We start from the raw sequence: 24,304 nt of genomic DNA on the forward strand, positions 1-24,304 counted from the left end.
ATGAAGACGATGGTACGCAACAAGACCTTCTGGCTGTTTCTCGTGGTGCTGTTCGCGCTGCCGGTGCTGCCCGGCGCGCTGCAGGTGCCCGAATACTGGATCACGCTGCTGAACTACATCGGCCTGTATGCGATCGTCGCGATCGGGCTCGTGCTGCTGACGGGCGTCGGCGGGATGACGAGCTTCGGACAGGCCGCGTTCGTCGGCATCGGCGCGTATGCGACCGCGTTCCTGACGACGCGCTACGGCGTGTCGCCGTGGCTCGCGCTGATCGTCGGCGTCGTGCTGACGGCGCTCGTCGCGCTCGTGCTCGGCGCGGTGACGATGCGGCTGTCCGGGCACTTCCTGCCGCTCGGCACGATCGCGTGGGGCCTCGCGCTGTTCTACCTGTTCGGCAACCTCGAACTGCTCGGCAAGTACGACGGGATCAACGGGATTCCGGCGCTGAACCTGTTCGGCATCGTGCTCGACAGCGGCCGCAGCCTGTACTTCCTGATCTGGGCCGTGGTGCTGGCCGCGATCGTGTCGGTGCAGAACCTGCTCAACAGCCGGCCCGGCCGCGCGATCCGCGCGCTGCGCGGCGGCGGCGTGATGGCCGAGGCGATGGGCGTGAACACCGCGTGGATGCGCGTCGTGATCTTCGTCTACGCGGCCGTGCTCGCGGCGGTATCGGGCTTCCTGTACGCGCACTTGCAGCGCGCGGTGAACCCGACGCCGTTCGGTCTGAACCACGGGATCGAATTCCTGTTCATGGCCGTGGTGGGCGGCGTGTCGCACGTATGGGGCGCGGTGCTCGGCGCGGCGATCCTGACCGTGCTGCAGGACTATCTGCAGACGCTGCTGCCGAAGCTGCTCGGTTCGGAAGGCAACTTCGAGATCATCGTGTTCGGCGTGCTGATGGTGCTGCTGCTGCAGTACGCGCGCCAGGGCGTATGGCCGTTCGTCGCGAGACTGTTCCCGCGCGGGCCCCGTGCGCACGTGCCCGAGCAGGCCGATCCGCTGCCGCAGCGCGCGAAGCCCGTGGCCGGCGAGCCGCTGCTCGTCGTCGACACCGCACGCAAGCAGTTCGGCGGGCTCGTGGCCGTGAACGACGTCAGCTTCGACGTGAAAGCGGGGCAGATCATCGGGTTGATCGGCCCGAACGGCGCGGGCAAGTCGACCACGTTCAACCTCGTGACCGGCGTGCTGAAGCCGACCGGCGGCGCGATCACGTTCCGTGGCGAGCGTATCGACGGGCTGACGTCGCGCCAGATCGTCCGCCGCGGCATCGGTCGCACGTTCCAGCACGTGAAGCTGCTGCCGACGATGACGGTGCTCGAGAACGTCGCGATCGGCGCCCATCTGCGCGGCCATACCGGCGTGTGGCGCAGCATTGCGCGGCTCAATGCGCACGAGGAAGCGCAATTGCTGGCCGAAGCCGCGCGCCAGATCCGCCGTGTCGGGCTCGAGGCGCACATGTACGACGAAGCGGGGAGTCTCGCGCTCGGTCAGCAGCGGATTCTCGAAATCGCGCGGGCGCTGTGCTGCGATCCGACGCTGCTGCTGCTCGACGAGCCGGCCGCGGGGCTGCGTTACCAGGAGAAGCAGCAACTCGCCGACCTGCTGCGGCGGCTGAAGGCCGAAGGAATGAGCGTGTTGCTCGTGGAACATGACATGGATTTCGTGATGAACCTCACCGACCGGCTGGTGGTGATGGAATTCGGCACGCGGATCGCGGAAGGGCTGCCGCAGGACGTGCAGCAGGACCCGGCCGTGCTCGAAGCGTATCTGGGCGGGGTGGAGTGATGACGGACACGACGATGCCGATTCTCGACGTACGCGGGCTGGCGGTGCGGTACGGGAAGGTGGAGGCGCTGCACGATGCGGCAATCAAGGTGGGGGCGGGGCGGATCGTCAGCGTGATCGGCCCGAACGGTGCCGGTAAATCGACGCTGCTGAACGCGATCATGGGGGCGCTGCCGGTAACGGGGCACGCGTCGGGCGCGGTCGTGTATCGCGGCACCGACGTCAGCGTGTTGCCGGTCGAGCAGCGCGTCGCGCGCGGAATGTGCCTCGTACCGGAAAAGCGCGAGCTGTTCAGCACGATGACGGTCGAGGACAACCTCGTGCTCGGCGCGTATCGGCGCAAGCAGGCAGGGGAAGCGAACTTCCTCGATCAGCTCGATCACGTGTTCGCGCTGTTTCCGCGGCTCAAAGAGCGCCGCAGGCAGGCGGCCGGCACGCTGTCTGGCGGCGAGCGGCAGATGCTGGCAGTCGGCCGCGCGCTGATGGGCAAGCCCGACCTGCTGATGCTCGACGAACCGAGCCTCGGGCTGGCGCCGCTGATCGTGAAGGAGATCTTTCATATCATCAGCGCGTTGCGCGGCACCGGGGTGGCCACGCTGCTGATCGAGCAGAATGCGCGGGCGGCGCTGCAGATCTCCGACTATGGCTATGTGCTGGAGACGGGCGAGTTTGCGCTGGAAGGGCCGGCGGCCGAGCTCGCACAGAACCCGCGTGTGATCGAGACGTATCTCGGGTTGGCGAAGAAGACGGCTTGATCGCATGGGGTGGATGGGAAACGAGCGGCGTGTTTCACGTGAAACACGCCGTTTTTGTTTGTGAGCAGGCTGGAGCGTCGATGCGCAGACGGTTCAAGGCCGGGGATAAGTCGTGCGGGAACAGTGGGAAGCGCTATGCGGCGCTGGCGGTTTGGTCCACGGACGCTGACGATGCACCGCCCCTCGGTGGATAAGTGCCCCCGGAAATCGACAGAAATGCTGTGTGGCACAGGGCATCGCTTCCGCCTGTTGTGCCGGGCACAGTCGCCGGTCAAGTCAGACGTTCCGCACATGCTAGGATGGCTAGTACCCCAGGTTTTTGCACAGGCGTGGAAATGTGCATTGAAGCGCGCAAAAAGCGTTGCCAGCGCGGCTCGGAACGATAAATTCCGTCGTCCACAGCCAAAAAATCGCCGAAATGCACAGACCCTACCATTCGGACGGCCTTCGGGCGAAAAGCGAACCCGCTATAATTCGGCCCATACATTTCTCAGATAGGTTCGTACGCAGCTCCGCGTACGGAATCCACCATGCTTTTTCCCACAGAATTTGACGTCATCGTCGTCGGTGGCGGCCATGCCGGCACGGAAGCCGCGCTGGCGTCCGCCCGTATGGGCGCAAAGACCCTGTTGCTGACCCACAACATCGAAACGCTTGGGCAGATGAGCTGCAATCCGTCGATCGGCGGCATTGGCAAGGGCCATCTGGTCAAGGAAGTCGACGCGCTGGGCGGCGCAATGGCCGCCGCGACGGACGAAAGCGGCATTCAGTTCCGGATCCTCAATTCGTCGAAGGGGCCGGCTGTGCGCGCGACGCGTGCACAGGCGGATCGCATCCTGTACAAGGCCGCGATCCGCCACCGACTCGAAAATCAGCCGAACCTGTGGCTGTTCCAGCAGGCCGTCGACGACCTGATGGTCGAAGGCGACCGCGTGGTCGGCGCCGTCACGCAGATCGGCATCCGCTTCCGCGCTCGCGCGGTCGTGCTGACGGCCGGTACGTTCCTCGATGGCAAGATCCACGTCGGCCTGAACAACTACACGGGCGGTCGCGCGGGCGATCCGGCGGCCGTGTCGCTGTCGTCGCGCCTGAAGGAGCTGAAGCTGCCGCAGGGCCGGCTGAAGACCGGTACGCCGCCGCGCATCGACGGCCGCACGATCGACTTCTCGAAGCTCGACGAGCAGCCGGGCGACCTCGATCCGATTCCCGTGTTCTCGTTCCTGGGCCGCGCGGAGCAGCATCCGCAGCAGCTGCCGTGCTGGGTCACGCACACGAACGAACGCACGCACGACATCATTCGCGGCGGTCTCGACCGTTCGCCCATGTATACAGGCGTGATCGAAGGCGTCGGGCCGCGCTATTGCCCGTCGATCGAGGACAAGATCCACCGGTTCGCATCGAAGGAATCGCACCAGATCTTCCTCGAGCCGGAAGGGCTGACGACCAACGAGTTCTACCCGAACGGGATCTCGACGAGCCTGCCGTTCGACGTGCAGCTCGAGCTCGTGCATTCGATGCGCGGCCTTGAGAACGCGCACATCCTGCGTCCCGGTTACGCGATCGAGTACGACTACTTCGACCCGCGTGCGCTGAAGGCGTCGCTCGAGACGAAGGCAATCAATGGGCTGTTCTTTGCGGGCCAGATCAACGGCACGACCGGCTACGAGGAAGCGGCTGCGCAGGGGCTGCTGGCCGGCCTCAATGCGGGCCGCTACGTGCAGGAAAAGGATGCGTGGTGCCCGCGTCGGGACCAGGCATATCTGGGCGTGCTGGTCGACGATCTCGTCACGCGCGGTGTGGCGGAGCCGTACCGGATGTTCACGAGCCGCGCCGAGTATCGCCTGAGCCTGCGCGAAGACAATGCCGACATGCGCCTCACCGAGATCGGCCGCGAGCTTGGGCTGGTCGACGATGCGCGCTGGGACGCGTTCAGCCGGAAGCGCGACGCTGTTTCACGTGAAACCGAACGCCTGAAGTCGACGTGGGTCACGCCGAAGACGCTCCCTGCGGACGAGGCGACCGCATTGCTCGGCAAGGCGATCGACCACGAATACAGCCTCGCCGAGCTGCTGCGTCGCCCGGGCGTGAGCTACGACGGCGTGTGCGGGCTGAAGGGCGGCGAGTGCGGCCCCGCGGAGCCGTTGACCGACGATCCGGTGCTGCTCGAGCAGATCAAGGAGCAGGTCGAGATCGGTATCAAGTATCAGGGCTATATCGAGCGTCAGGCGTCGGAGATCGAGCGCAACGATGCGAACGAGAACACGCGCCTGCCGGACGGTATCGATTACCGCGAGGTTCGCGGCCTGTCGTTCGAGGTGAGCCAGAAGCTCAACGAGTTCCGGCCGGAAACGATCGGACAGGCGTCGCGCATCTCGGGCGTCACGCCGGCGGCAATCTCGCTGTTGATGGTGCACCTGAAGCGGCGCGGCCTGGGCCGCCGTAACGGTACGGTCGCAGAGGCCGCCGCGGCCGCGGAGCAGGGGGACGGCACCGTCCCGACGCAACAATGACGGCGCGTCGCGCGCCGGCGGTTAATCGGGACGTACTGGAGAGCATGCTCGTCGAAGGCACGGCGGCGCTCGACCTCACGCTGACGGATACGCAGCGCAACCAGCTGCTCGACTATGTCGCGCTGCTCGGCAAGTGGAACGCGGTCTACAACCTGACCGCGATCCGCGACCCGAAGCAGATGCTGATCCAGCACATCCTCGATTCGCTTTCCATCGTCCCGCATCTGCGCGGCCGTGCGTCGGCGCGCGTCCTCGACGTCGGTTCGGGCGGCGGGCTGCCCGGTATCGTGCTGGCGATCGTCGAGCCGGGCTGGCAGGTCACGCTGAACGACATCGTGCAGAAGAAGTCTGCGTTCCAGACGCAGATGCGCGCGGAGTTGAAGCTCGCGAACCTGTCGGTCGTGACCGGCCGGGTCGAATCGCTGCAGCCCGGTGTCGAAGTCCCGAAAAAATTCGACATGATCGTATCCCGCGCTTTCGCGGACCTGTCCGACTTCGTTAAACTTGCTCGACATCTGGTTGCGCCGGGCGGATCGATCTGGGCGATGAAGGGCGTTCATCCGGACGACGAGATTGCGCGGTTGCCGGAAGGCAGCCGCGTGAAGCAGACGATTCGGCTGGCGGTGCCGATGCTCGATGCGGAGCGGCATCTGTTCGAAGTGGCCGTCGACGACGCGAATTGAAGGCGCGCGGTAGCGCGCCGTTTGTTTGAAGGTAAAGGGAACACACCAACGATGGCAAAGATCTTCTGCGTTGCGAACCAGAAGGGGGGCGTCGGCAAGACGACGACATCGGTCAATCTCGCCGCAAGCCTTGCAGCGCAGGAGCAACGAGTGCTGTTGATCGATCTCGACCCGCAGGGCAACGCGACGATGGGCAGCGGGATCGACAAGGCCGCCTGCGAAGCGACCGTGTACGAGGTGCTGGTCGACGGCGTGTCGGTCACCGACGCGCGCGTACGTCCGGAAGGCGTCACGTACGACGTGCTTCCCGCGAACCGCGAGCTGTCCGGCGCCGAGATCGAATTGATCAGCATCGACAACCGCGAGCGCCGCCTGAAGGCCGCGCTCGAGCACGTGGCCGACGACTACGATTTCGTGCTGATCGACTGCCCGCCGACGCTGTCGCTGCTGACGCTGAACGGGCTGTGCGCGGCGCATGGCGTCGTGATTCCGATGCAGTGCGAGTACTTCGCGCTGGAAGGGTTGTCGGACCTCGTCAACACGATCAAGCAGGTTCACGCGAACATGAACCGCGACCTGAAGATCATCGGCTTGCTGCGCGTGATGTTCGATCCGCGCATCACGCTGCAGCAGCAAGTCTCCGATCAACTGAAAGCGCACTTCGGCGACAAGGTGTTCGACGCGGTGATCCCGCGCAACGTGCGCCTCGCGGAAGCGCCGAGTTACGGGTTGCCGGGCGTCGTGTTCGATCGCAGCTCGCGCGGTGCGCAGGCGTATATCCAGTTCGGTGCCGAGATGATCGAACGCGTGCGCGCGTTCGAGGTGTCGTGATCCGGACATGAGCGAAGCGAGGAAGAAAGACATGAACGCGGTACCAAAGAAGAAGGGCTTGGGACGTGGCCTCGAAGCGCTGCTCGGCGGCAGCGCCGATATCACCGAAGCGGTGAAGATCGAAGGCGCACCGAACACGCTCGCGCTCGGCAAGCTGCAAGCCGGCAAGTACCAGCCGCGCACGCGGATGGACGAGGGCAGCCTGCAGGAGCTCGCGGCAAGCATTCGCGCACAGGGCGTGATGCAGCCGATCCTGGTACGGCCCATTTCGTCAGACAAATACGAGATCATCGCGGGCGAGCGGCGTTTCCGCGCGGCGCGCCTGGCCGGCCTCGATGAAGTGCCGGTGCTCGTGAAGGACGTATCCGATCAGGCCGCCGCCGCGATGGCGCTGATCGAGAACATCCAGCGTGAGGACCTGAATCCGCTCGAAGAGGCGCACGGCATCCAGCGTCTGCTCGACGAGTTCGGTTTCACGCACGAACAGGCGGCCGAATCGGTCGGCCGTTCGCGCAGCGCGGTGTCGAACCTGCTGCGCCTGCTGAACCTCGCGTCGCCGGTGCAGACGATGCTGCTGGCCGGCGATCTCGACATGGGGCACGCACGCGCGCTGCTCGCGGTCGATGCGGCCACGCAGATCACGCTCGCGCATCAGGTGGTCAACAAGCGCATGTCGGTGCGCGAGACCGAGAAGCTCGTCTCGCACACGACGAAGGAAGCGCCGGCCGTGAAGGCGCGTGCGAAGGACGATGGCGGTCGCGATACGCGTCGCCTCGAAGAGGAGTTGTCGGACCTGCTCGCGTCGACGGTGAAGATCAAGCTCGGCCGCCGCGGGCGAGGGCAAGTGCTGATCGACTTCGGCAACCTCGATGCGCTCGAGGGCATTCTCGCGCGATTGCGCGGCAACGTCGCAACAGAAGAATAACGGGGCAGGTATGCAGGAAACGGGCGCACCGGCGCCGCGCCGGTGGCTCGGCTGGCTTGCGCAGGAACCGGTACTATCGGTGCTCGCGCTGGGGCTGATCGTGCTGCAATGGGTGCGTCCGCAACCATTTTCGGTACTCGCCGATCGCGTCGACTGGCAGACGGTCGCGACGCTCGCGGGCCTGCTGATGTTGACGAAGGCGCTCGAGTTGTCCGGCTGCCTGATGTGGCTCGCGCATCGCATCGTGCATCACGTGCATTCCGAGCGCGGGCTCGCGATGCTGCTCGTCGGCTTCGCCGCGGTATTGTCGATGTGGCTCACCAACGACGTCGCGCTGTTCGTCGTCGTGCCGCTGATGGTGTCGCTGCGCGCGCTGACGCCGCTGCCGTTCCGGCGGCTCGTGATCGTCGTCGCACTGGCCGTCAATGCGGGGTCCGTCGCGACACCGCTCGGCAATCCGCAGAATCTTTTCCTGTGGCAATTGAGCGGCGTGTCGTTCGGCCGCTTCGTGGTCACGCTCGGGCCGCTCGCCGTCGCGCTGATGGCGCTGCTGCTCGTGCTGACCGCGTTGATGTTCCGCGCGAAGCCGCTCGATCTGTCCGGCGACGCTGCGGCCTTTCCCGTACAACGCATGCACGCGCTGATCGCGGCGGTGCTGTTCGCCGCGTTCGTGCTGCTCGCCGATGCGCACCATCCGCTGCCGGGCCTCGTCGGGGTCGCGATCGTGCTGCTCGCCGTCAAACGCGACGCAGTCCTGAAGATCGACTGGCTGCTGCTGCTGATCTTCGTGCTGATGTTCGTCGTGTTGCGCAGCGCGGCCGCGCTGCCCGTCGTGCACGACGCGATCGCGCACGCGCAACTCGATTCGCCGCTGCGCGTCTACGCCGCCGGCGCCGTGCTGTCGCAGGTGATCAGCAACGTGCCCGCCGCGATCCTGCTGTCGGAATTCACGCACGACTGGCGCGCGCTTGCCTTCGGCGTATCGGTCGGCGGCTTCGGTTTCGCGATCGGTTCGCTCGCGAACCTGATCGCGGTGCGTCTCGCGAAGGAGCCGCGCATGTGGCTGCCGTTCCACGTCGTGTCGATTCCGTTCGCGCTGGTGAGCGCGGCGCTCGGCGCGTGGCTGCTCATGCACGGTTGAGCGAGGCCGGTGCGTGCGGCGCAGGTGTGCCGTTCGGGTCGCGGGCAGGGCGCACAGCGTCCGTCGTGATCGAGCATTGTGGATAAGTGTTGCAACCCACAGTCGAACATCTGTGGCGGCGCGACAACTGACTGGATGAATCGATGTGCGAACATCCGGTCGAATTTCTCGCGTCGCGCGCGGTGTTCGGTTCTCGCGCGTGGCTGATTCCGGCGCGTCGCGCCGAGTCGTTTCCGATGGCTGCATTGCAGCGCATTCCGTGCGGCGATCGCACCGCTTCCGCCTGACCCGCCCCGCGCATCGTTTCCCGGCCATTTACCGCCGTCACCGGCGTTTTTTGCGCACGAAATACCAGTGCAGGAAACCGACCTTACAACTGTCATCGTACGTCGTCGAATCGGGCGTTTTTTCACATCATGAGGCGTCGTTTTATGCAGGTTTTTGTCGCGTCTAAAGCCTTGAATCACTTGCAACTATCGCTTACAATCGCCCGGATTTGTTAGCTAGGCACCCCTGAAAGCTTTCAGAAAGCTTGGGGTCGGGTTCAAGGATTTCAGCGGAAGATTGCGATGGCGGGTCAGGCGCCGGACGACAGGCACGATGATCAGCGCACGCAACGCACCGCTTCGGCGGCCGGCGAGCGGCGTGAATCCGACGATGACTGGGATGTCGAGCAGCAAGATAACAACATCGTTCCGCTGACGCGGGCCGAGGCCGAAAGGCTGTTTGGCCCGAACGTGAGCAAGCCCTCGCGCGTGACCCCCTACAAGGTGGTGTTCGCGCAAGTGGTCCTGTCCCTGGTTGCAACGCTGGCGTGGTGGCTGTTTTCGAAGTCGCCGGGCGCCGCTGCGCAATCCGCGTTTCTGGGCGGAGCGATCGGCTGGGTGCCCAGTGCGGTATTCGTGGCACGACTGAAGGCAGGTGGCTCGGCCACCGTGATGAGCTGGGTGATGGGCGAAGCCCTGAAACTCGCTCTGACGATCGGGATGTTCACCGCGGTGGCGTTCGGCTGGGCCGGCGTGCACTGGGTGCCGTTCCTCGTCACGTACCTCGTCGTGCTGAAGACGTACTGGATCGCGCTGGCCTGGCGGTAAGGAACAAGCAGCGTGCGGTTTCGACAACGAACCGCACCGGCCCGTTCCCGCAATAGCGTGTTGCGGAACGGGGCAAAACGATTTTCGACAATTTGGGTGGCATTAACGATATGGCAGCTAGCGAAGGCACGCGCGGTCCGGATCCGTCCGAGTACATTGCGCACCACTTGCAGAATTTCTCCACCTCGCATCAGACGTCGATTTTCGATATTCACGTCTGGAATATCGACACGCTGTTCTGGTCGATCGTATGCGGCATCGTGACGATCCTCCTGCTGCGTCTGGCCGCCCGCAAGGCGACGTCGGGCGTGCCGGGCCGTTTCCAGTGCGCGATCGAGATGCTCGTCGAAATGGTCGAAGACCAGTCGAAGGCCATCGTCCACGGCAATCGCACCTTCATCGCGCCGCTCGCCCTCACGGTGTTCGTGTGGGTCGCGCTGATGAACTCCCTCGACTTCCTCCCGGTCGACCTGCCGGGCCGCGTGATCGGCCTGCTCGGTCTGTCGGACGTGATTTCCCACCATCGCATCGTCCCGACGGCCGACCTGAACGGCACGCTCGGCATCGCGCTCGGCGTGTTCGTCCTGATGATCTACTACAGCATCAAGATCAAGGGCGCGGGCGGCTTTGTGCATGAGCTGCTGTCGGCGCCGTTCGGCGCGCACCCGCTGCTGTGGATTCCGAACCTCGCGTTGAACATCGTCGAATACCTCGCAAAGACCGTCTCCCTCGGCATGCGGCTGTTCGGCAACATGTACGCGGGTGAGCTGTTGTTCCTGTTGATCGCCCTGCTCGGCAGCATGTGGAGCTTCGGTGGCGACGCAACGTTCCTCGGCTTCGTTGGTCATGTGATCGCGGGTAGCGTCTGGGCAATCTTCCACATCCTGATTGTTCTGTTGCAGGCATTCATTTTCATGATGCTGACGCTGGTGTATCTCGGCCAGGCGCACGACACGCACTAAGCGCGGCGTGCAACAAAGAGTCTTCGTTTTAGTTTTTTAAATCTCAGTTCCAAGTCTTTTCACAAAGGAGTGATCATGCAAGCTTACATCGCCAACATCCAGGGTCTGACCGCCATCGGTATCGGCATCATCATCGGCCTGGGTGCAATCGGCGCCTGTATCGGTATCGCGCTGATGGGTGGCAAGTACATCGAAGCCTGCGCGCGTCAGCCGGAACTCATCAACCCGCTGCAAACGAAGATGTTCCTGCTGGCTGGTCTGATCGACGCTGCATTCCTGATCGGCGTTGGTGTCGCAATGCTGTTCGCGTTCGCGAACCCGCTCCTGTCGAAGCTCGCAGGCTAAGGTTCCTCGGAAATATGCGTCCGGCGCGAGCCGGCGCAGGGCGGAACGGAGACTTGGGGCGCTGATCGAATGCAACTCGATGAGCGCCTTACCGTTTCATTTTTCCGGAATAGCAGATAAGGAAACACCGTGAATCTCAACGCAACTCTGTTTGCGCAAATGGTCGTGTTCCTGGTCCTCGCGTGGTTCACGATGAAATTCGTGTGGCCGCCGTTGATCAACGCCCTCGACGAACGTTCGAAGAAGATCGCCGACGGCCTCGCCGCCGCGGAGAAGGGCAAGGCGGAACTCGACGCAGCGCACAAGCGCGTGGACCAGGAACTCGCGCAGGCCCGCAACGACGGCCAGCAGCGCATCGCCGACGCTGAAAAGCGTGCGCAGGCGGTCGCCGAGGAAATCAAGGCCAACGCCCAGGCTGAAGCCGCCCGCATCGTCGCCCAGGCGAAGGCGGAAGCAGAACAGCAAATCGTGAAGGCGCGCGAAGCGCTGCGTGGCGAAGTCGCCGCGCTGGCCGTGAAGGGCGCCGAGCAGATCCTGAAGCGCGAAGTCGATCAAACGGCCCACGCCCAACTGCTGAATCAACTGAAAGCCGAGCTCTGATCATGGCCGAACTTGCAACCATCGCCCGCCCTTACGCAGAAGCGCTGTTCCGCGTGGCCGAGGGCGGTGACATCGCCGCCTGGTCCACGCTCGTGCAAGAGCTGGCCCAGGTTGCGCGTCTGCCGGAGGTACTGTCGGTCGCGTCGAGCCCGAAGGTGACGCGCACGCAAGTAGCCGAGCTGCTGCTTGCTGCGGTGAAGTCGCCCGTCGCGGCCGGCGCCGAAGCGAAGAACTTCGTGCAGATGCTGGTCGACAATCATCGCATCGCGCTGCTGCCGGAAATTGCCGAGCAGTTCGAGGCGCTCAAGAACGAACGTGAAGGTGCAGCCGACGCCGAGATCGTGAGCGCGTTCCCGCTGAACGGCGCGGATCTCGAAAGCCTCGTCTCGGGCCTCGAACGCAAGTTCAAGCGCAAGCTGAAACCGACGGTCGAAGTCGATTCGTCGCTGATCGGCGGCGTGCGCGTGACGGTCGGCGACGAAGTGCTCGACACCTCGGTTCGCGCGCGTCTCGCATCGATGCAGGCTGCCTTGACCGCCTGAGCGCCACGCCGGCACGCAACAGAATTGACTATCAGGAGCGAATAATGCAACTCAATCCCTCTGAGATCAGCGAGCTGATCAAGAGCCGGATCCAGGGCCTTGAAGCGAGCGCAGACGTTCGCAACCAGGGCACCGTGATCTCCGTGACCGACGGTATCGTGCGTATCCACGGCCTGTCGGACGTGATGCAGGGCGAAATGCTCGAGTTTCCGGGCAACACGTTCGGTCTCGCGCTGAACCTCGAGCGCGACTCGGTCGGCGCGGTGATTCTCGGCGAATACGAACACATCTCGGAAGGCGACATCGTCAAGACGACGGGCCGCATTCTCGAAGTCCCGGTTGGCCCGGAACTCGTCGGCCGCGTGGTCGACGCGCTCGGCAACCCGATCGACGGCAAGGGCCCGGTCAACGCGAAGCTGACCGACGCGATCGAAAAGATCGCCCCGGGCGTGATCTGGCGTAAGTCGGTGTCGCAGCCGGTGCAGACGGGCATCAAGTCGATCGACGCGATGGTGCCGATCGGCCGTGGCCAGCGCGAGCTGATCATCGGCGACCGTCAGTGCGGCAAGACCGCGGTGGCGCTCGACGCGATCATCAACCAGAAGGGCAAGGACCTGATCTGTATCTACGTCGCGATCGGCCAGAAGGCTTCGTCGATCATGAACGTGGTTCGCAAGCTCGAAGAAACGGGCGCGATGGAATACACGATCGTCGTCGCCGCTTCGGCGTCGGATTCGGCTGCGATGCAGTACCTGGCGCCGTACGCCGGCTGCACGATGGGCGAATACTTCCGCGACCGCGGCCAAGACGCGCTGATCATCTATGACGACTTGACCAAGCAGGCTTGGGCATACCGTCAGATCTCGCTGCTGCTGCGCCGCCCCCCGGGCCGTGAAGCGTACCCGGGCGACGTGTTCTATCTGCACTCGCGTCTGCTCGAGCGTGCGGCTCGCGTGTCGGAAGAGTACGTCGAGAAGTTCACGAACGGCGAAGTGAAGGGCAAGAGCGGCTCGCTGACGGCACTGCCGGTCATCGAAACGCAGGCTGGCGACGTGACCGCGTTCGTTCCGACGAACGTGATCTCGATTACCGACGGCCAGATCTTCCTGGAAACCGACCTGTTCAACGCAGGCATCCGCCCGGCAATCAACGCCGGCGTGTCGGTGTCGCGCGTCGGTGGCGCTGCTCAGACGAAGGTCGTGAAGAAGCTGTCGGGCGGTATCCGTACCGACCTCGCGCAGTACCGTGAACTGGCCGCATTCGCGCAGTTCGCATCGGACCTCGACGAAGCGACCCGCAAGCAGCTCGAGCGCGGCCGCCGCGTGACGGAACTGCTGAAGCAGCCGCAGTACCAGCCGCTGCAGGTCTGGGAACTGGCCGTGTCGCTGTACGCCGCGAACAACGGCTACCTCGACGATCTCGACGTCAAGCAAGTGCTGTCGTTCGAGAAGGGCCTGCGCGACAACCTGAAGACCAGCCACGCTGACCTCATCAAGCGCATCGAAGACACCAAGGATCTCTCGAAGGACGACGAAGGCGCGCTGCGCGCGGCGATCGAATCCTTCAAGAAGTCCGGTGCCTATTGATCCGCGAGTGACACACTGAGGCCGCGCGGGTGCTGAGTGCGCCCGCGCGGCGTCGGTCAAGGAGCAAGCTATGGCTGGAATGAAGGAAATTCGCGGCAAGATCAAGAGCGTGCAGAACACGCGCAAGATCACGAAGGCGATGGAGATGGTGGCTGCATCGAAGATGCGTCGCGCGCAGGAACGCATGCGCGCCGCTCGTCCGTATGCAGACAAGGTCCGTGCCATCGCCGCGCACATGAGCCGTGCGAACCCCGAGTACCGCCACCCGTTCATGGTGGCGAACGACGGCGCGCAGACGGCCGGCATCATCCTCGTCACGACGGACAAGGGTCTGTGCGGTGGTCTGAACACCAACGTGCTGCGTGCGACGGTGCAGAAGTTCAAGGAGCTGGAAGAGAAGGGCCAGAAGGTCGAAGCCACCGCGATCGGCGGCAAGGGCCTCGGGTTCCTGAACCGCTTCGGCGCGAAGGTGATGTCGCAGGTCGTGCACCTCGGCGATACCCCGCACCTGGACAAGCTGATCGGCGCCGTGAAGACGCAGCTCGATCTGTACTCGGAAGGCAAGCTGTCGGCGGTTTATATCGCTTACACGCGCTTCGTCAACACGATGAAGCAGGAAGCCGTGATCGAGCAGCTGCTGCCGCTGTCGTCGGAACACTTCGAAGCCGATGACGGTACGCCGGCGACGTCGTGGGACTACATCTACGAGCCGGACGCGCAGGCAGTCGTCGACGAACTGCTCGTGCGTTACGTCGAGGCGCTGGTGTACCAGGCCGTCGCGGAAAACATGGCGTCCGAGCAATCGGCGCGCATGGTCGCGATGAAGGCCGCGTCCGACAACGCGAAGACGGTGATCAGCGAACTGCAGCTCGTATACAACAAGAGCCGTCAGGCCGCGATCACGAAAGAACTGTCGGAGATCGTCGGCGGCGCAGCCGCTGTTTAAGCGCGCGCCCGGGACGACAACTGCGCCTTTGCGCGAGTAAAGAATCAGGTATTTAAAGGAAAAGCGATGAGTACTGCTGCTTTGGTAGAAGGCAAGATCGTACAGTGCATCGGCGCCGTTATCGACGTGGAATTCCCGCGCGACAGCATGCCGAAGATCTACGACGCGCTCATTCTCGATGGCTCGGAACTGACGCTCGAAGTCCAGCAACAGCTGGGCGACGGCGTGGTCCGTACCATTTGTCTGGGTGCATCCGACGGCCTGCGCCGCGGCCTGACCGTGAAGAACACGGCGAAGCCGATCTCGGTGCCGGTCGGCAAGCCGACCCTCGGCCGTATCATGGACGTGCTTGGCCGTCCGATCGACGAAGCCGGCCCGATCGAAAGCGAAACGACGCGTTCGATCCACCAGAAGGCACCGGCGTTCGACGAACTGTCGCCGTCGACCGAACTGCTCGAAACGGGTATCAAGGTCATCGACCTGATCTGCCCGTTCGCGAAGGGCGGCAAGGTTGGCCTGTTCGGCGGTGCTGGCGTGGGCAAGACCGTCAACATGATGGAGCTCATCAACAACATCGCGAAGGAACACGGCGGTTACTCCGTGTTCGCGGGCGTGGGCGAGCGTACCCGTGAAGGGAACGACTTCTACCACGAAATGAAGGACTCGAACGTTCTCGACAAGGTCGCGCTGGTGTACGGCCAGATGAACGAGCCGCCGGGCAACCGTCTGCGCGTCGCGCTGACCGGCCTGACGATGGCCGAGCACTTCCGTGATGAAGGCCTCGACGTGCTGTTCTTCGTCGACAACATCTACCGTTTCACGCTGGCCGGTACCGAAGTGTCGGCACTGCTCGGCCGTATGCCGTCGGCAGTGGGCTATCAGCCGACGCTGGCTGAAGAAATGGGCAAGCTGCAAGAGCGCATCACGTCGACCAAGAAGGGCTCGATTACGTCGGTTCAGGCCGTGTACGTCCCTGCGGACGACTTGACCGACCCGTCGCCGGCGACCACCTTCGGCCACCTGGACGCAACCGTGGTTCTGTCGCGTGACATCGCTTCGCTGGGTATCTACCCGGCGGTCGACCCGCTCGACTCGACGTCGCGCCAGATCGACCCGAACGTGATCGGTGAAGAGCACTACTCGATCACGCGTCGCGTTCAGCAGACGCTGCAGCGCTACAAGGAACTGCGCGACATCATCGCGATTCTGGGCATGGACGAACTGTCGCCGGAAGACAAGCTGTCGGTCGCCCGCGCGCGTAAGATCCAGCGTTTCCTGTCGCAGCCGTTCCACGTCGCTGAAGTGTTCACGGGCTCGCCGGGCAAGTACGTGCCGCTGAAGGAAACGATCCGCGGCTTCAAGATGATCGTCGACGGCGAGTGCGACCACCTGCCGGAACAGGCGTTCTACATGGTCGGCACGATCGACGAAGCCTTCGAAAAGGCCAAGAAGATCCAGTAAGGGCTTGAGTGGGGCGCAAGCCGGCGTGTGCCGGCCGGAGCAATGAGTCAGCGATGACTTGTATGCCGGCCGCCCGCGTCGGCCGCAATACGCTCAACCTGTGGATGAGATTGGAGTCGATATGGCAACCATCAAAGTAGACGTCGTCAGCGCGGAAGAGCAGATCTTCTCGGGCGAGGCGAAATTCGTCGCGCTGCCGGGCGAAACGGGTGAGCTGGGCATTCTGCCGGGTCACACGCCGCTGATCACGCGGATTCGTCCGGGTGCGGTGCGCATCGAGGTCGAGGGCGGCAACGACGAATTCGTGTTCGTCGCGGGCGGCATTCTCGAAGTGCAGCCGGGCGCCGTGACGGTGCTCGCCGATACCGCGATCCGCGGCAAGGACCTCGACGCGGCGAAAGCCGAGGAAGCGCGCAAGCGTGCCGAGGAAACGCTGCAGAACGCGAAGTCGGATCTCGACCTCGCGAAAGCGCAATCCGAGCTCGCGACCGCGATGGCGCAGCTCGAGGCGATCCAGCGTCTGGCGAAGATCCGCAGCCGGCACTGAGCCGCGCCGCGTATCCCGCGAAAGAAAGCAGCCTTCGGGCTGCTTTTTTTTCGCCCGGCTTTTTCGTCTGTCTTTTTACGGGCCGGATCGTATCGTCCGGTCGTGCTATTTCACCCGCCCGCCGCGATTCGATGTCAGAGTGTCGTCAGCGGAGCGCGGCATCATCCGCGCTGAGGCCGTCCGTCGCGATCGTCGCGGCGGAGGCGCGCGCGCAGCAGGCAGGCGCAGCACGCGCGCGGGCCGATCAGACAAAAACGGACGGAGACATCGATGGCAGCAGACCTTGGCAAGGGGGCGCTGATCGCGCCCGAAAACGGACTGTCCTACGTGCGCGGCGCGACCGACGTGCCGCTATCCGACGCGACGATCGGCCGGTTCCTGCTCGACACGGCCGGCCGCTTTCCCGACCGTCCGGCCGTCGTGTTCCGCGAGCAGCAGGTACGCTGGACCTGGCGTGAATTCGCGCACGAGATCGACGTGCTGGCCACGGGGCTCGCCGCGCTCGGGATCGTGAAGGGCGACTGCGTCGGCATCTGGTCGCCGAATCGCAGCGAATGGCTGCTCACGCAGTTCGCGACCGCGCGGATCGGCGCGGTGCTGGTCAACATCAACCCGGCCTACCGGCTGTCGGAGCTCGAATACGCGCTGAACAAGGTCGGCTGCAAGGCCGTGATCGCAGCCGAGCGCTTCAAGAGCTCCGCATACGTCGAGATGCTGCAGACCATCGCGCCGGAGCTCGCGACCGCGACGCCGGGCGACTTGCACGCGGCGCGCGTGCCGAACCTGCACACGATCGTGTCGATGGGCGAGACGGCGCCTGCCGGCATGTTCCGCTTCGCGGACGTGATGGCGCGCGGCCGCCAGGCCGTCGATCCGGCACTGCTCGATGCGATCGGCGCGACGCTCGACGCCAACGATCCGATCAACATCCAGTTCACGAGCGGCACGACCGGTAGCCCGAAGGGCGCGACGCTCACGCACCGCAACGTCGTCAACAACGCGCGCTCGATCGCGATGGCGATGCGTTTCACCGAACAGGATTCGCTCTGCATCCCGGTGCCGCTCTATCACTGCTTCGGGATGGTGCTGGCCGTGCTCGCCTGCGTGTCGACGGGCGCCGCGATGGTGTTTCCCGGCGAAGCGTTCGACCCGGTCGCGACGCTCGCGGCGGTGGCCGAAGAGCGCTGCACCGCGCTGCACGGCGTGCCGACGATGTTCATCGCGGAGCTCGATCATCCGGAATTCGCGAGATTCGACCTGTCGACGCTGCGCACCGGGATCATGGCCGGCTCGCCGTGCCCGATCGAGACGATGAAGCGCGTGGTGGCGCAGATGCATCTGTCTGAAATCACGATCGCGTACGGGATGACGGAGACGAGCCCCGTGTCGTTCCAGAGCTCGACCGACGATCCGCTGGAAAAGCGCACGACGACGGTCGGCCGCATCCAGCCGCATCTCGAAGTGAAGATCGTCGATCCGAGCGGCAACATCGTGCCGGTCGGCGCGACGGGCGAGCTGTGCACGAAGGGCTATTCGGTGATGCTCGGCTACTGGGACGACGACGCGAAGACGCACGAGGTGCTGGTCGACGGCTGGATGCATACGGGCGACCTCGCGACGCTCGACGAGGACGGCTACTGCAACATCGTCGGCCGCCTGAAGGACATGGTGATCCGCGGCGGCGAGAACGTCTATCCGCGCGAGATCGAGGAATTCCTGTTCCGCCATCCGAAGATCCAGAGCGCGCAGGTATTCGGCGTGCCCGATGCGAAGTATGGCGAGGAGCTGTGCGCGTGGATCGTGCTGCGCGCGGACGAGCAGATGACCGAGGACGACGTGCGCGCGTTCTGCAACGGGCAGATCGCGCACTACAAGATTCCGCGCTATATCCGCTTCGTCGACGAACTGCCGATGACGGTGACGGGCAAGGTGCAGAAGTTCGTGATGCGCGAGCGGATGATCGAGGAACTGAAGCTCGACGTGCAGAAGACTGCTTGAAGGGAGACGGTGCGAAAAAACGTGGCGGCCCGCAGGTCGCTACGTTTTCGATGGACGAAAAAAAGCGGGCTTATTAGCCCGCTAAAAACCACACGCTACGGGGTTAGCGCGAGGAGACCAAAGATGAAACCGGATCCGGCGGGGGCCGGAAACGACTCCAACAGGGATGCCCCTCGGAAGGGCTTCGGTACGTGACCGACTGGCTCGCAGCGCTTCGCGTCCGCTCACACTTGGCACACGAGACCGCATCCGTGTTGAAACCGTTGAGGCCCATTGTGGGCGAATTAATGACCCGTGGCGGTAACAAAGTGTTTCAGGTTGTAACGCCCGCCAGATAAGGCTTTCCGGGATTTTTTGCTGTTTTCGGGGTCCTGAAAAAGGTCATATTTACCCATCTTTTCCACAGAGTTTTCGTCGTATGCGCATCACGCGTTTTTCCTGCGTTTTCGTGTCAGTGAATTGCCCATTTGCACGCGTGAATGTGCATCGCGCGATAGATACCGCGCATGAGGATTCATTCGTCAGAAAGATTTTGAAACGTGATCGGCGCACGCGGTAGTCGGCCATTCGGCCAATTTTCGCGGTTTCACGCCGGTCGGCGTCACCGCAATCTGTAACGGCGGGGCGCCGGCCCGGCTGCAGAACACACCGCTTTCAGTCTTCGTCGGCGGCAACAACGGGGACGATTTCCATTATTGGCCGCCGAGGCCGCACGCGCTCGCGACTACTTCAGCCACTTGTCCGCAATTGCCTGGTATTCGCCGGTGGACAGCGCGAGATGCAGCCACTGGTCGACGTATTGCTGGAACACAACGTCGCCGCGCGGCACCATGTACGCCTTCTCGCCGAACTGGAACGGTTTGTCCGGATGCACCGAGCAGAGGCCCGGATTCAGCTTTTGCTGCAGCAGCGTCTCGGACGCATCCGTCACCATCACGTCGGCCTTGCCCGCGAGGATCTGCTTGAAGATCGTCACGTTGTCCGGATAGACGCTCAGGTTCGCATGCGTGAAGAACTGCTTCGCGAAGCGCTCGTTGGTCCCGCCCGGATTCACGATCACGCGCGTGTCGGGCCGGTCGATCTGCGCGACGGTCTGGTACTTGTCGGCATCCGCGCAGCGCACGATCGGCGTCTTGCCGTCGACCACGTACGGCTGCGTGAAGAACACGCGCTTCTGGCGCTCGAGCGTGGTCGACACGCCGCCCACCGCGATGTCGCACTTCGCGACGAAGTCGTGGGTGAGGTTCGGCCAGCTCGTCTTCACGTAGTCCGCCTTCACGCCGAGCGATTTCGCGAGCGATTCCGCCATGTCGATGTCGATGCCCTCGAAGCGGCCGTCCGCGCGGTAGTACGAATACGGCTTGTAGTCGCTGGTCGTGCACACGCGCAGCGTGCCGCGCGCGAGCACGTCGTCGAGCCGCGAGCCGGCCACCGCGGCGCTCGCGGGCGCCGCGGTGGCCGCTCCCTGCGCGTGCGCGGCAGCGCAGCAAAACGCGGCGGCAGTGGCGAGCGCGGCAAGCGTGGCGAGTGTCTTCATCGTCTCCTCCTTCGTTTCGTTCGATATGAGCGTCCGATCATAACGGAGCCATCGCGCGCGTCATATGGCCGCCATCGCATCGGCATGCGCAGCCGGAGCGCGGCTGTCCGGTAAAATGCCGGTTTGCCTTCGCATCGTCGCTCCTACCGTGGCCCATAACCTGCTCAACGACACCTTCCTGCGTGCGCTTCTGCGCGAGCCGACCGACTACACGCCGATCTGGCTGATGCGCCAGGCCGGCCGCTACCTGCCCGAATACAACGCGACGCGCGCGCGCGCCGGCAGCTTCCTCGGTCTCGCGAAGAATCCCGACTACGCGACCGAAGTGACGTTGCAGCCGCTCGAGCGTTTCCCGCTCGACGCCGCGATCCTGTTCTCGGACATCCTGACGATTCCCGACGCGATGGGGCTCGGCCTCGACTTCCAGGTCGGCGAAGGGCCGAAGTTCGCGCATCCGGTGCGCACCGAGGCCGACGTCGCGAAGCTCGCGGTGCCGGACATCGAGGAGACGCTCGGCTACGTGACGGGCGCCGTGCGCGAGATCCGCCGCGCGCTCACCGACGGCCAGGGCCGGCAGCGCGTGCCGCTGATCGGCTTCTCGGGCAGCCCGTGGACGCTCGCGTGCTACATGGTCGAAGGCGGCGGCTCGGACGATTTCCGCACGGTGAAGTCGATGGCGTATTCGCGCCCGGACCTGATGCACCGGATCCTCGACGTGAACGCGCAGGCGGTGGCCGCGTACCTGAACGCGCAGATCGAAGCGGGCGCGCAGGCCGTGATGATCTTCGATACGTGGGGCGGCGCGCTCGCCGACGGCGCGTACCAGCGCTTCTCGCTGGACTACATCCGCCGCGTGGTGTCGCAGCTCAAGCGCGAGCATGACGGCGAGCGCGTGCCGGTGATCACGTTTACGAAGGGCGGCGGGCTGTGGCTCGAGGAGATCGCGGCGACGGGCGTCGACGCGGTCGGGCTCGACTGGACGGTCAACCTCGGTGCCGCGCGCGAGCGCGTCGCGGGGCGCGTCGCGCTGCAGGGCAACCTCGACCCGACGATCCTGTTCGCGCCGCCGGCCGCGGTGCGCGAACAGGCGCGCGCGGTGCTCGACAGCTACGGCAACCATCCGGGCCACGTATTCAACCTCGGGCACGGCATTTCGCAATTCACGTCGCCCGACCACGTCGCCGAACTCGTCGACGAAGTCCATACCCACAGCCGCGCGATCCGTAGCGGAGCGGCGGGCTGAACGCAAGCACCGTCATGCTGCACTGCGGGATGACGGTGTTTCGTTTCTGAAACTAAACATGACGCAACCCCGCTCCGGTTGCCGATTCGGTGCTTGTCAAGACTTGACTTATACACATTTTCCACGTTGCAGCGCGGTAGAGCCCCGTATCGGTCGATTTGTCTCGCTATGGTTGGGTAATTTGAATAGCAGCCTTATGGAATAAGGCTTCGCGGGGCACCGCCGGAAGCGGCGAAAAACAGCGGAAAGCACGGCCCGGCGCGCGTTGCGGCCGTTGAGCGGCGAGTTCTCAACAAAGTTATCCACAGGCTGGGCAGGGTATACGGCGATTCCTAATGCGAATCCAAAACTTAGCGCCGAATCTGACGTTTTACTTTAAGTTCGCCGTCGCGATACGGACGCGGATGCCGGCCGTCCGTATGCTGCGTACCGCCGCTGCCGGAGCGCGCGGATGAGCGGCACCTACCTGCGCGTCGCGCTCGACCATCCGCTCGCGACCCTGTTCGACTACCGCTGCGACGCGCAGCCGGCGCCGGTGCCCGGCACGCTCGTGCAGGTGCCGTTCGGCAAGCGGCAGGCCGTCGGGCTCGTCTGCGAAGTCACCACTCACACCGATGTCCCGCCGTCGCGGCTGCGCGCGGTCGATGCGATCTGCACGGAGCTGCCGCCGCTGTCGGTCGACTGGCTCGCGCTCGTATCGTTCGCCGCCGACTACTATCAGCGCGGGCGCGGCGAAGTCGCGTTGCCGGCGCTGCCGCAGGCGCTGCGCGACGCCGGACGCTGGGGGCGGCTGCTCGCGCCGGAAGTGCGCTACCGGCCGACCGAAGCCGGCCGCGCGGCGCTGCCCGACGCATTGCCCGCGCGCGGCGCCGCGCTGCGCCGGCTCGCGCAGGCGCTGGTCGATACCGGTTCGCTGACGCTGCCCGACGCGCGCGCGCTGCATCCGAAGGCGGCCGCGACGCTCGACGACTGGGCGGCGCGCGGCTGGGTCGACGTCGAGGAGATCGGCTGGGCCGATGCGCCTGTGATCAACCCTGTGGATAACCTGTCGACAAGCAGTGGACGCACTGTGCCGCCGGCATTGACCGACCAGCAGGCCGAGGCGCTCGACGCGATCCGCGCGGCGCAGGGCTTCGCGCCGTTCCTGCTGCACGGCGTGACGGGCAGCGGCAAGACCGAGGTCTATCTGCATGCGCTCGCGTCGCTGCTCGATGCGCGGCCGGACGCACAGGCGCTCGTGCTCGTGCCGGAAATCAACTTGACGCCGCAGTTCGAGGCCGCGTTTCGCGCGCGCTTCGCGGGCACGCTCGCCGACGATGCGATCGTCACGCTGCACAGCGGGCTTGCCGAAGGCGAGCGGGCGCGCAACTGGCTCGCCGCGCACACGGGCCGCGCGCGGATCGTGCTCGGCACGCGGCTCGCGGTGCTCGCGTCGATGCCGACGCTCGCGCTGATCGTCGTCGACGAGGAGCACGAGCCCGCATACAAGCAGCAGGAAGGACTGCGCTATTCGGCGCGTGACCTGGCGGTGTGGCGCGCGAAGCAGCTCGGCATCACCGTCGTGCTCGGCTCGGCCACGCCGTCGCTCGAAAGCTGGTGGCAGGCCGAGCAGGGCCGCTACACGCGGCTCACGCTGTCGCGTCGCGCGGTGGCCGACGCGACGCTGCCGACCGTGCGGCTGATCGATCTCGAAGAGGAACGGCGGCGCGGGCGCGCGTCGATGGGCGGACTGTCGGGGCCGCTCGTCGCGGCGCTGAAGGCGCGGCTCGAACGCGGCGAACAGAGCCTCGTGTTCCTGAACCGGCGCGGTTATGCGCCGCAGCTCGCGTGCGACGCATGCGGCTGGGTGGCCGGTTGCCCGCGCTGCAGCGCGTACGTCGTGCTGCACAAGCCCGAGCATGCGCTGCGCTGCCATCACTGCGGCTGGGAAGCGCGGATTCCGCGGTCGTGCCCCGAGTGCGGGAACGTCGACATCGCGCCGCTCGGGCGCGGCACGCAGCGCATCGAGGAGGCGCTCGCCGAGGCCGTGCCGGGCGCGCGGATCCTGCGGATCGACGCGGACAGCACGCGCCGCAAGGGCAGCGCGCAGGCGCTTTTTTCCGACGTGCACGCGGGCGAGGTCGACATCCTGGTCGGCACGCAGATGATCGCGAAGGGGCACGACTTCCAGCGCGTGTCGCTCGTCGGTGTGCTCAATGCCGATACCGCGCTGTTCTCGCACGACTTCCGCGCGAGCGAGCGGCTGTTCGCGCAGCTGATGCAGGTGAGCGGCCGCGCGGGGCGGGCCGGGCTGCCGGGCGAGGTGATGGTGCAGACGCGCTACCCGCGTCACGCGCTGTACCACGCGCTCGGCCGGCAGGATTACGTCGGCTTCGCGAATTCGCAGCTCGGCGAGCGTCGCGACGCGCACCTGCCGCCGTTCGTCTACCAGGCGCTGCTGCGCGCCGAAGGGCGCACGCTCGACGCGGCGCTCGCGTTCCTGCTGCAGGCCGCGGCCGCGTTGCCGGGGCTGCCGGGCGCCGAACGCGTGACCGTGTACGACGCGGTGCCAATGACGATCGTGAAGGTCGCCAACGTCCACCGCGCGCAGTTGCTGCTCGAAAGCGCATCGCGGGCGGCGCTGCAGCATGCGCTGCGCGCATGGTTGCCGGAGTTGCGCGCGCTGAAGGGCGTGCTGCGGTGGAGCGTCGAGGTCGATCCGCTGGATATCTGAGCGGCGCCCGCGCGACCTGCTCGCGCGGCGTGTTGCCTGATTCAGGAAGCCCGGGGCGCCGCGTGCTCGAACCGTCTCCCGTCTCCGTCGCGCGCCCGAC

At 65.0% G+C, this 24,304-nt stretch carries 20 protein-coding genes; 19 read left to right on the forward strand and 1 reads right to left on the reverse strand.

Going from position 1 to position 24,304, the window contains the following annotated elements; translation table 11 throughout:
- From HWX55_RS22125 to HWX55_RS22205, 17 genes are all read left to right on the forward strand, one after another.
- Positions 1–1,785: a branched-chain amino acid ABC transporter ATP-binding protein/permease gene (locus tag HWX55_RS22125; protein ID WP_124680394.1), complete on the forward strand. Its 1,785-nt coding sequence runs from the start codon at positions 1–3 to the stop codon at positions 1,783–1,785.
- Positions 1,785–2,540 (forward strand): ABC transporter ATP-binding protein, encoded by a 756-nt coding sequence (locus HWX55_RS22130; RefSeq protein ID WP_175977287.1) that lies wholly within the window; start codon positions 1,785–1,787, stop codon positions 2,538–2,540. The genes HWX55_RS22125 and HWX55_RS22130 overlap by 1 nt, the downstream gene beginning before the upstream one ends.
- A gap of 530 nt (positions 2,541–3,070) precedes the next feature.
- On the forward strand, positions 3,071–5,050 hold the full coding sequence (mnmG, locus tag HWX55_RS22135; RefSeq protein ID WP_175977288.1) for a tRNA uridine-5-carboxymethylaminomethyl(34) synthesis enzyme MnmG: 1,980 nt from the start codon (positions 3,071–3,073) through the stop codon (positions 5,048–5,050).
- On the forward strand, positions 5,047–5,733 hold the full coding sequence (gene rsmG / locus HWX55_RS22140) for a 16S rRNA (guanine(527)-N(7))-methyltransferase RsmG (RefSeq protein ID WP_175977289.1): 687 nt from the start codon (positions 5,047–5,049) through the stop codon (positions 5,731–5,733). Before mnmG ends, rsmG begins: the two co-directional genes overlap by 4 nt.
- 51 nt (positions 5,734–5,784) lie before the next feature.
- Positions 5,785–6,564 carry a ParA family protein gene (locus HWX55_RS22145; protein ID WP_050015824.1) on the forward strand — a complete coding sequence of 260 codons (780 nt, stop codon included), beginning with the start codon at positions 5,785–5,787 and terminating at the stop codon, positions 6,562–6,564.
- Positions 6,565–6,595: 31 nt separating this feature from the next.
- The gene (locus tag HWX55_RS22150; protein ID WP_011546803.1) at positions 6,596–7,489 is read left to right on the forward strand and encodes a ParB/RepB/Spo0J family partition protein; all 894 of its coding nucleotides are present in this window, start codon (positions 6,596–6,598) and stop codon (positions 7,487–7,489) included.
- A gap of 10 nt (positions 7,490–7,499) precedes the next feature.
- Positions 7,500–8,630: an SLC13 family permease gene (locus HWX55_RS22155; protein WP_175977290.1), complete on the forward strand. Its 1,131-nt coding sequence runs from the start codon at positions 7,500–7,502 to the stop codon at positions 8,628–8,630.
- Between the two features lie 569 nt (positions 8,631–9,199).
- Entirely contained in the window at positions 9,200–9,724 is a 525-nt protein-coding gene (locus tag HWX55_RS22160; RefSeq protein ID WP_050015828.1) for an ATP synthase subunit I, read from the forward strand.
- 110 nt (positions 9,725–9,834) lie between these two features.
- A complete protein-coding gene (atpB, locus tag HWX55_RS22165; RefSeq protein WP_050015830.1) occupies positions 9,835–10,686 on the forward strand; it encodes a F0F1 ATP synthase subunit A in 852 nt (283 codons plus the stop codon).
- 75 nt (positions 10,687–10,761) lie between these two features.
- On the forward strand, positions 10,762–11,031 hold the full coding sequence (gene atpE, locus HWX55_RS22170) for a F0F1 ATP synthase subunit C (RefSeq protein ID WP_006482730.1): 270 nt from the start codon (positions 10,762–10,764) through the stop codon (positions 11,029–11,031).
- 129 nt (positions 11,032–11,160) lie between these two features.
- Positions 11,161–11,631 (forward strand): F0F1 ATP synthase subunit B, encoded by a 471-nt coding sequence (locus HWX55_RS22175; protein ID WP_006477283.1) that lies wholly within the window; start codon positions 11,161–11,163, stop codon positions 11,629–11,631.
- A 2-nt stretch (positions 11,632–11,633) separates the two neighbouring features.
- A complete protein-coding gene (locus tag HWX55_RS22180) occupies positions 11,634–12,173 on the forward strand; it encodes a F0F1 ATP synthase subunit delta (RefSeq protein WP_014895498.1) in 540 nt (179 codons plus the stop codon).
- A gap of 44 nt (positions 12,174–12,217) precedes the next feature.
- Positions 12,218–13,759: a F0F1 ATP synthase subunit alpha gene (gene atpA, locus HWX55_RS22185; RefSeq protein ID WP_006756467.1), complete on the forward strand. Its 1,542-nt coding sequence runs from the start codon at positions 12,218–12,220 to the stop codon at positions 13,757–13,759.
- Positions 13,760–13,829: 70 nt separating this feature from the next.
- Entirely contained in the window at positions 13,830–14,705 is an 876-nt protein-coding gene (gene atpG, locus HWX55_RS22190; protein WP_034209645.1) for a F0F1 ATP synthase subunit gamma, read from the forward strand.
- A gap of 66 nt (positions 14,706–14,771) precedes the next feature.
- The gene (atpD, locus tag HWX55_RS22195; RefSeq protein ID WP_031397079.1) at positions 14,772–16,166 is read left to right on the forward strand and encodes a F0F1 ATP synthase subunit beta; all 1,395 of its coding nucleotides are present in this window, start codon (positions 14,772–14,774) and stop codon (positions 16,164–16,166) included.
- 121 nt (positions 16,167–16,287) lie between these two features.
- Positions 16,288–16,713, forward strand: a complete 426-nt coding sequence (locus HWX55_RS22200; RefSeq protein ID WP_006477288.1) for a F0F1 ATP synthase subunit epsilon — start codon at positions 16,288–16,290, stop codon at positions 16,711–16,713.
- Between the two features lie 270 nt (positions 16,714–16,983).
- Entirely contained in the window at positions 16,984–18,711 is a 1,728-nt protein-coding gene (locus tag HWX55_RS22205; RefSeq protein ID WP_175977291.1) for an AMP-binding protein, read from the forward strand.
- Between the two features lie 724 nt (positions 18,712–19,435).
- Here the strand turns inward: HWX55_RS22205 and HWX55_RS22210 are convergent.
- Positions 19,436–20,248 carry a transporter substrate-binding domain-containing protein gene (locus tag HWX55_RS22210; RefSeq protein WP_175977292.1) on the reverse strand — a complete coding sequence of 271 codons (813 nt, stop codon included), beginning with the start codon at positions 20,246–20,248 and terminating at the stop codon, positions 19,436–19,438.
- Between the two features lie 148 nt (positions 20,249–20,396).
- Between HWX55_RS22210 and hemE the strand changes: the two genes are divergently transcribed.
- Positions 20,397–21,491 (forward strand): uroporphyrinogen decarboxylase, encoded by a 1,095-nt coding sequence (hemE, locus tag HWX55_RS22215; RefSeq protein WP_279609113.1) that lies wholly within the window; start codon positions 20,397–20,399, stop codon positions 21,489–21,491.
- A gap of 451 nt (positions 21,492–21,942) precedes the next feature.
- On the forward strand, positions 21,943–24,204 hold the full coding sequence (locus HWX55_RS22220; protein ID WP_175977293.1) for a primosomal protein N': 2,262 nt from the start codon (positions 21,943–21,945) through the stop codon (positions 24,202–24,204).
- Positions 24,205–24,304 lie beyond the last annotated feature (100 nt).

The sequence above is a fragment of the Burkholderia sp. BCC1047 genome (assembly GCF_902833155.1).
Lineage (GTDB): Bacteria > Pseudomonadota > Gammaproteobacteria > Burkholderiales > Burkholderiaceae > Burkholderia > Burkholderia sola.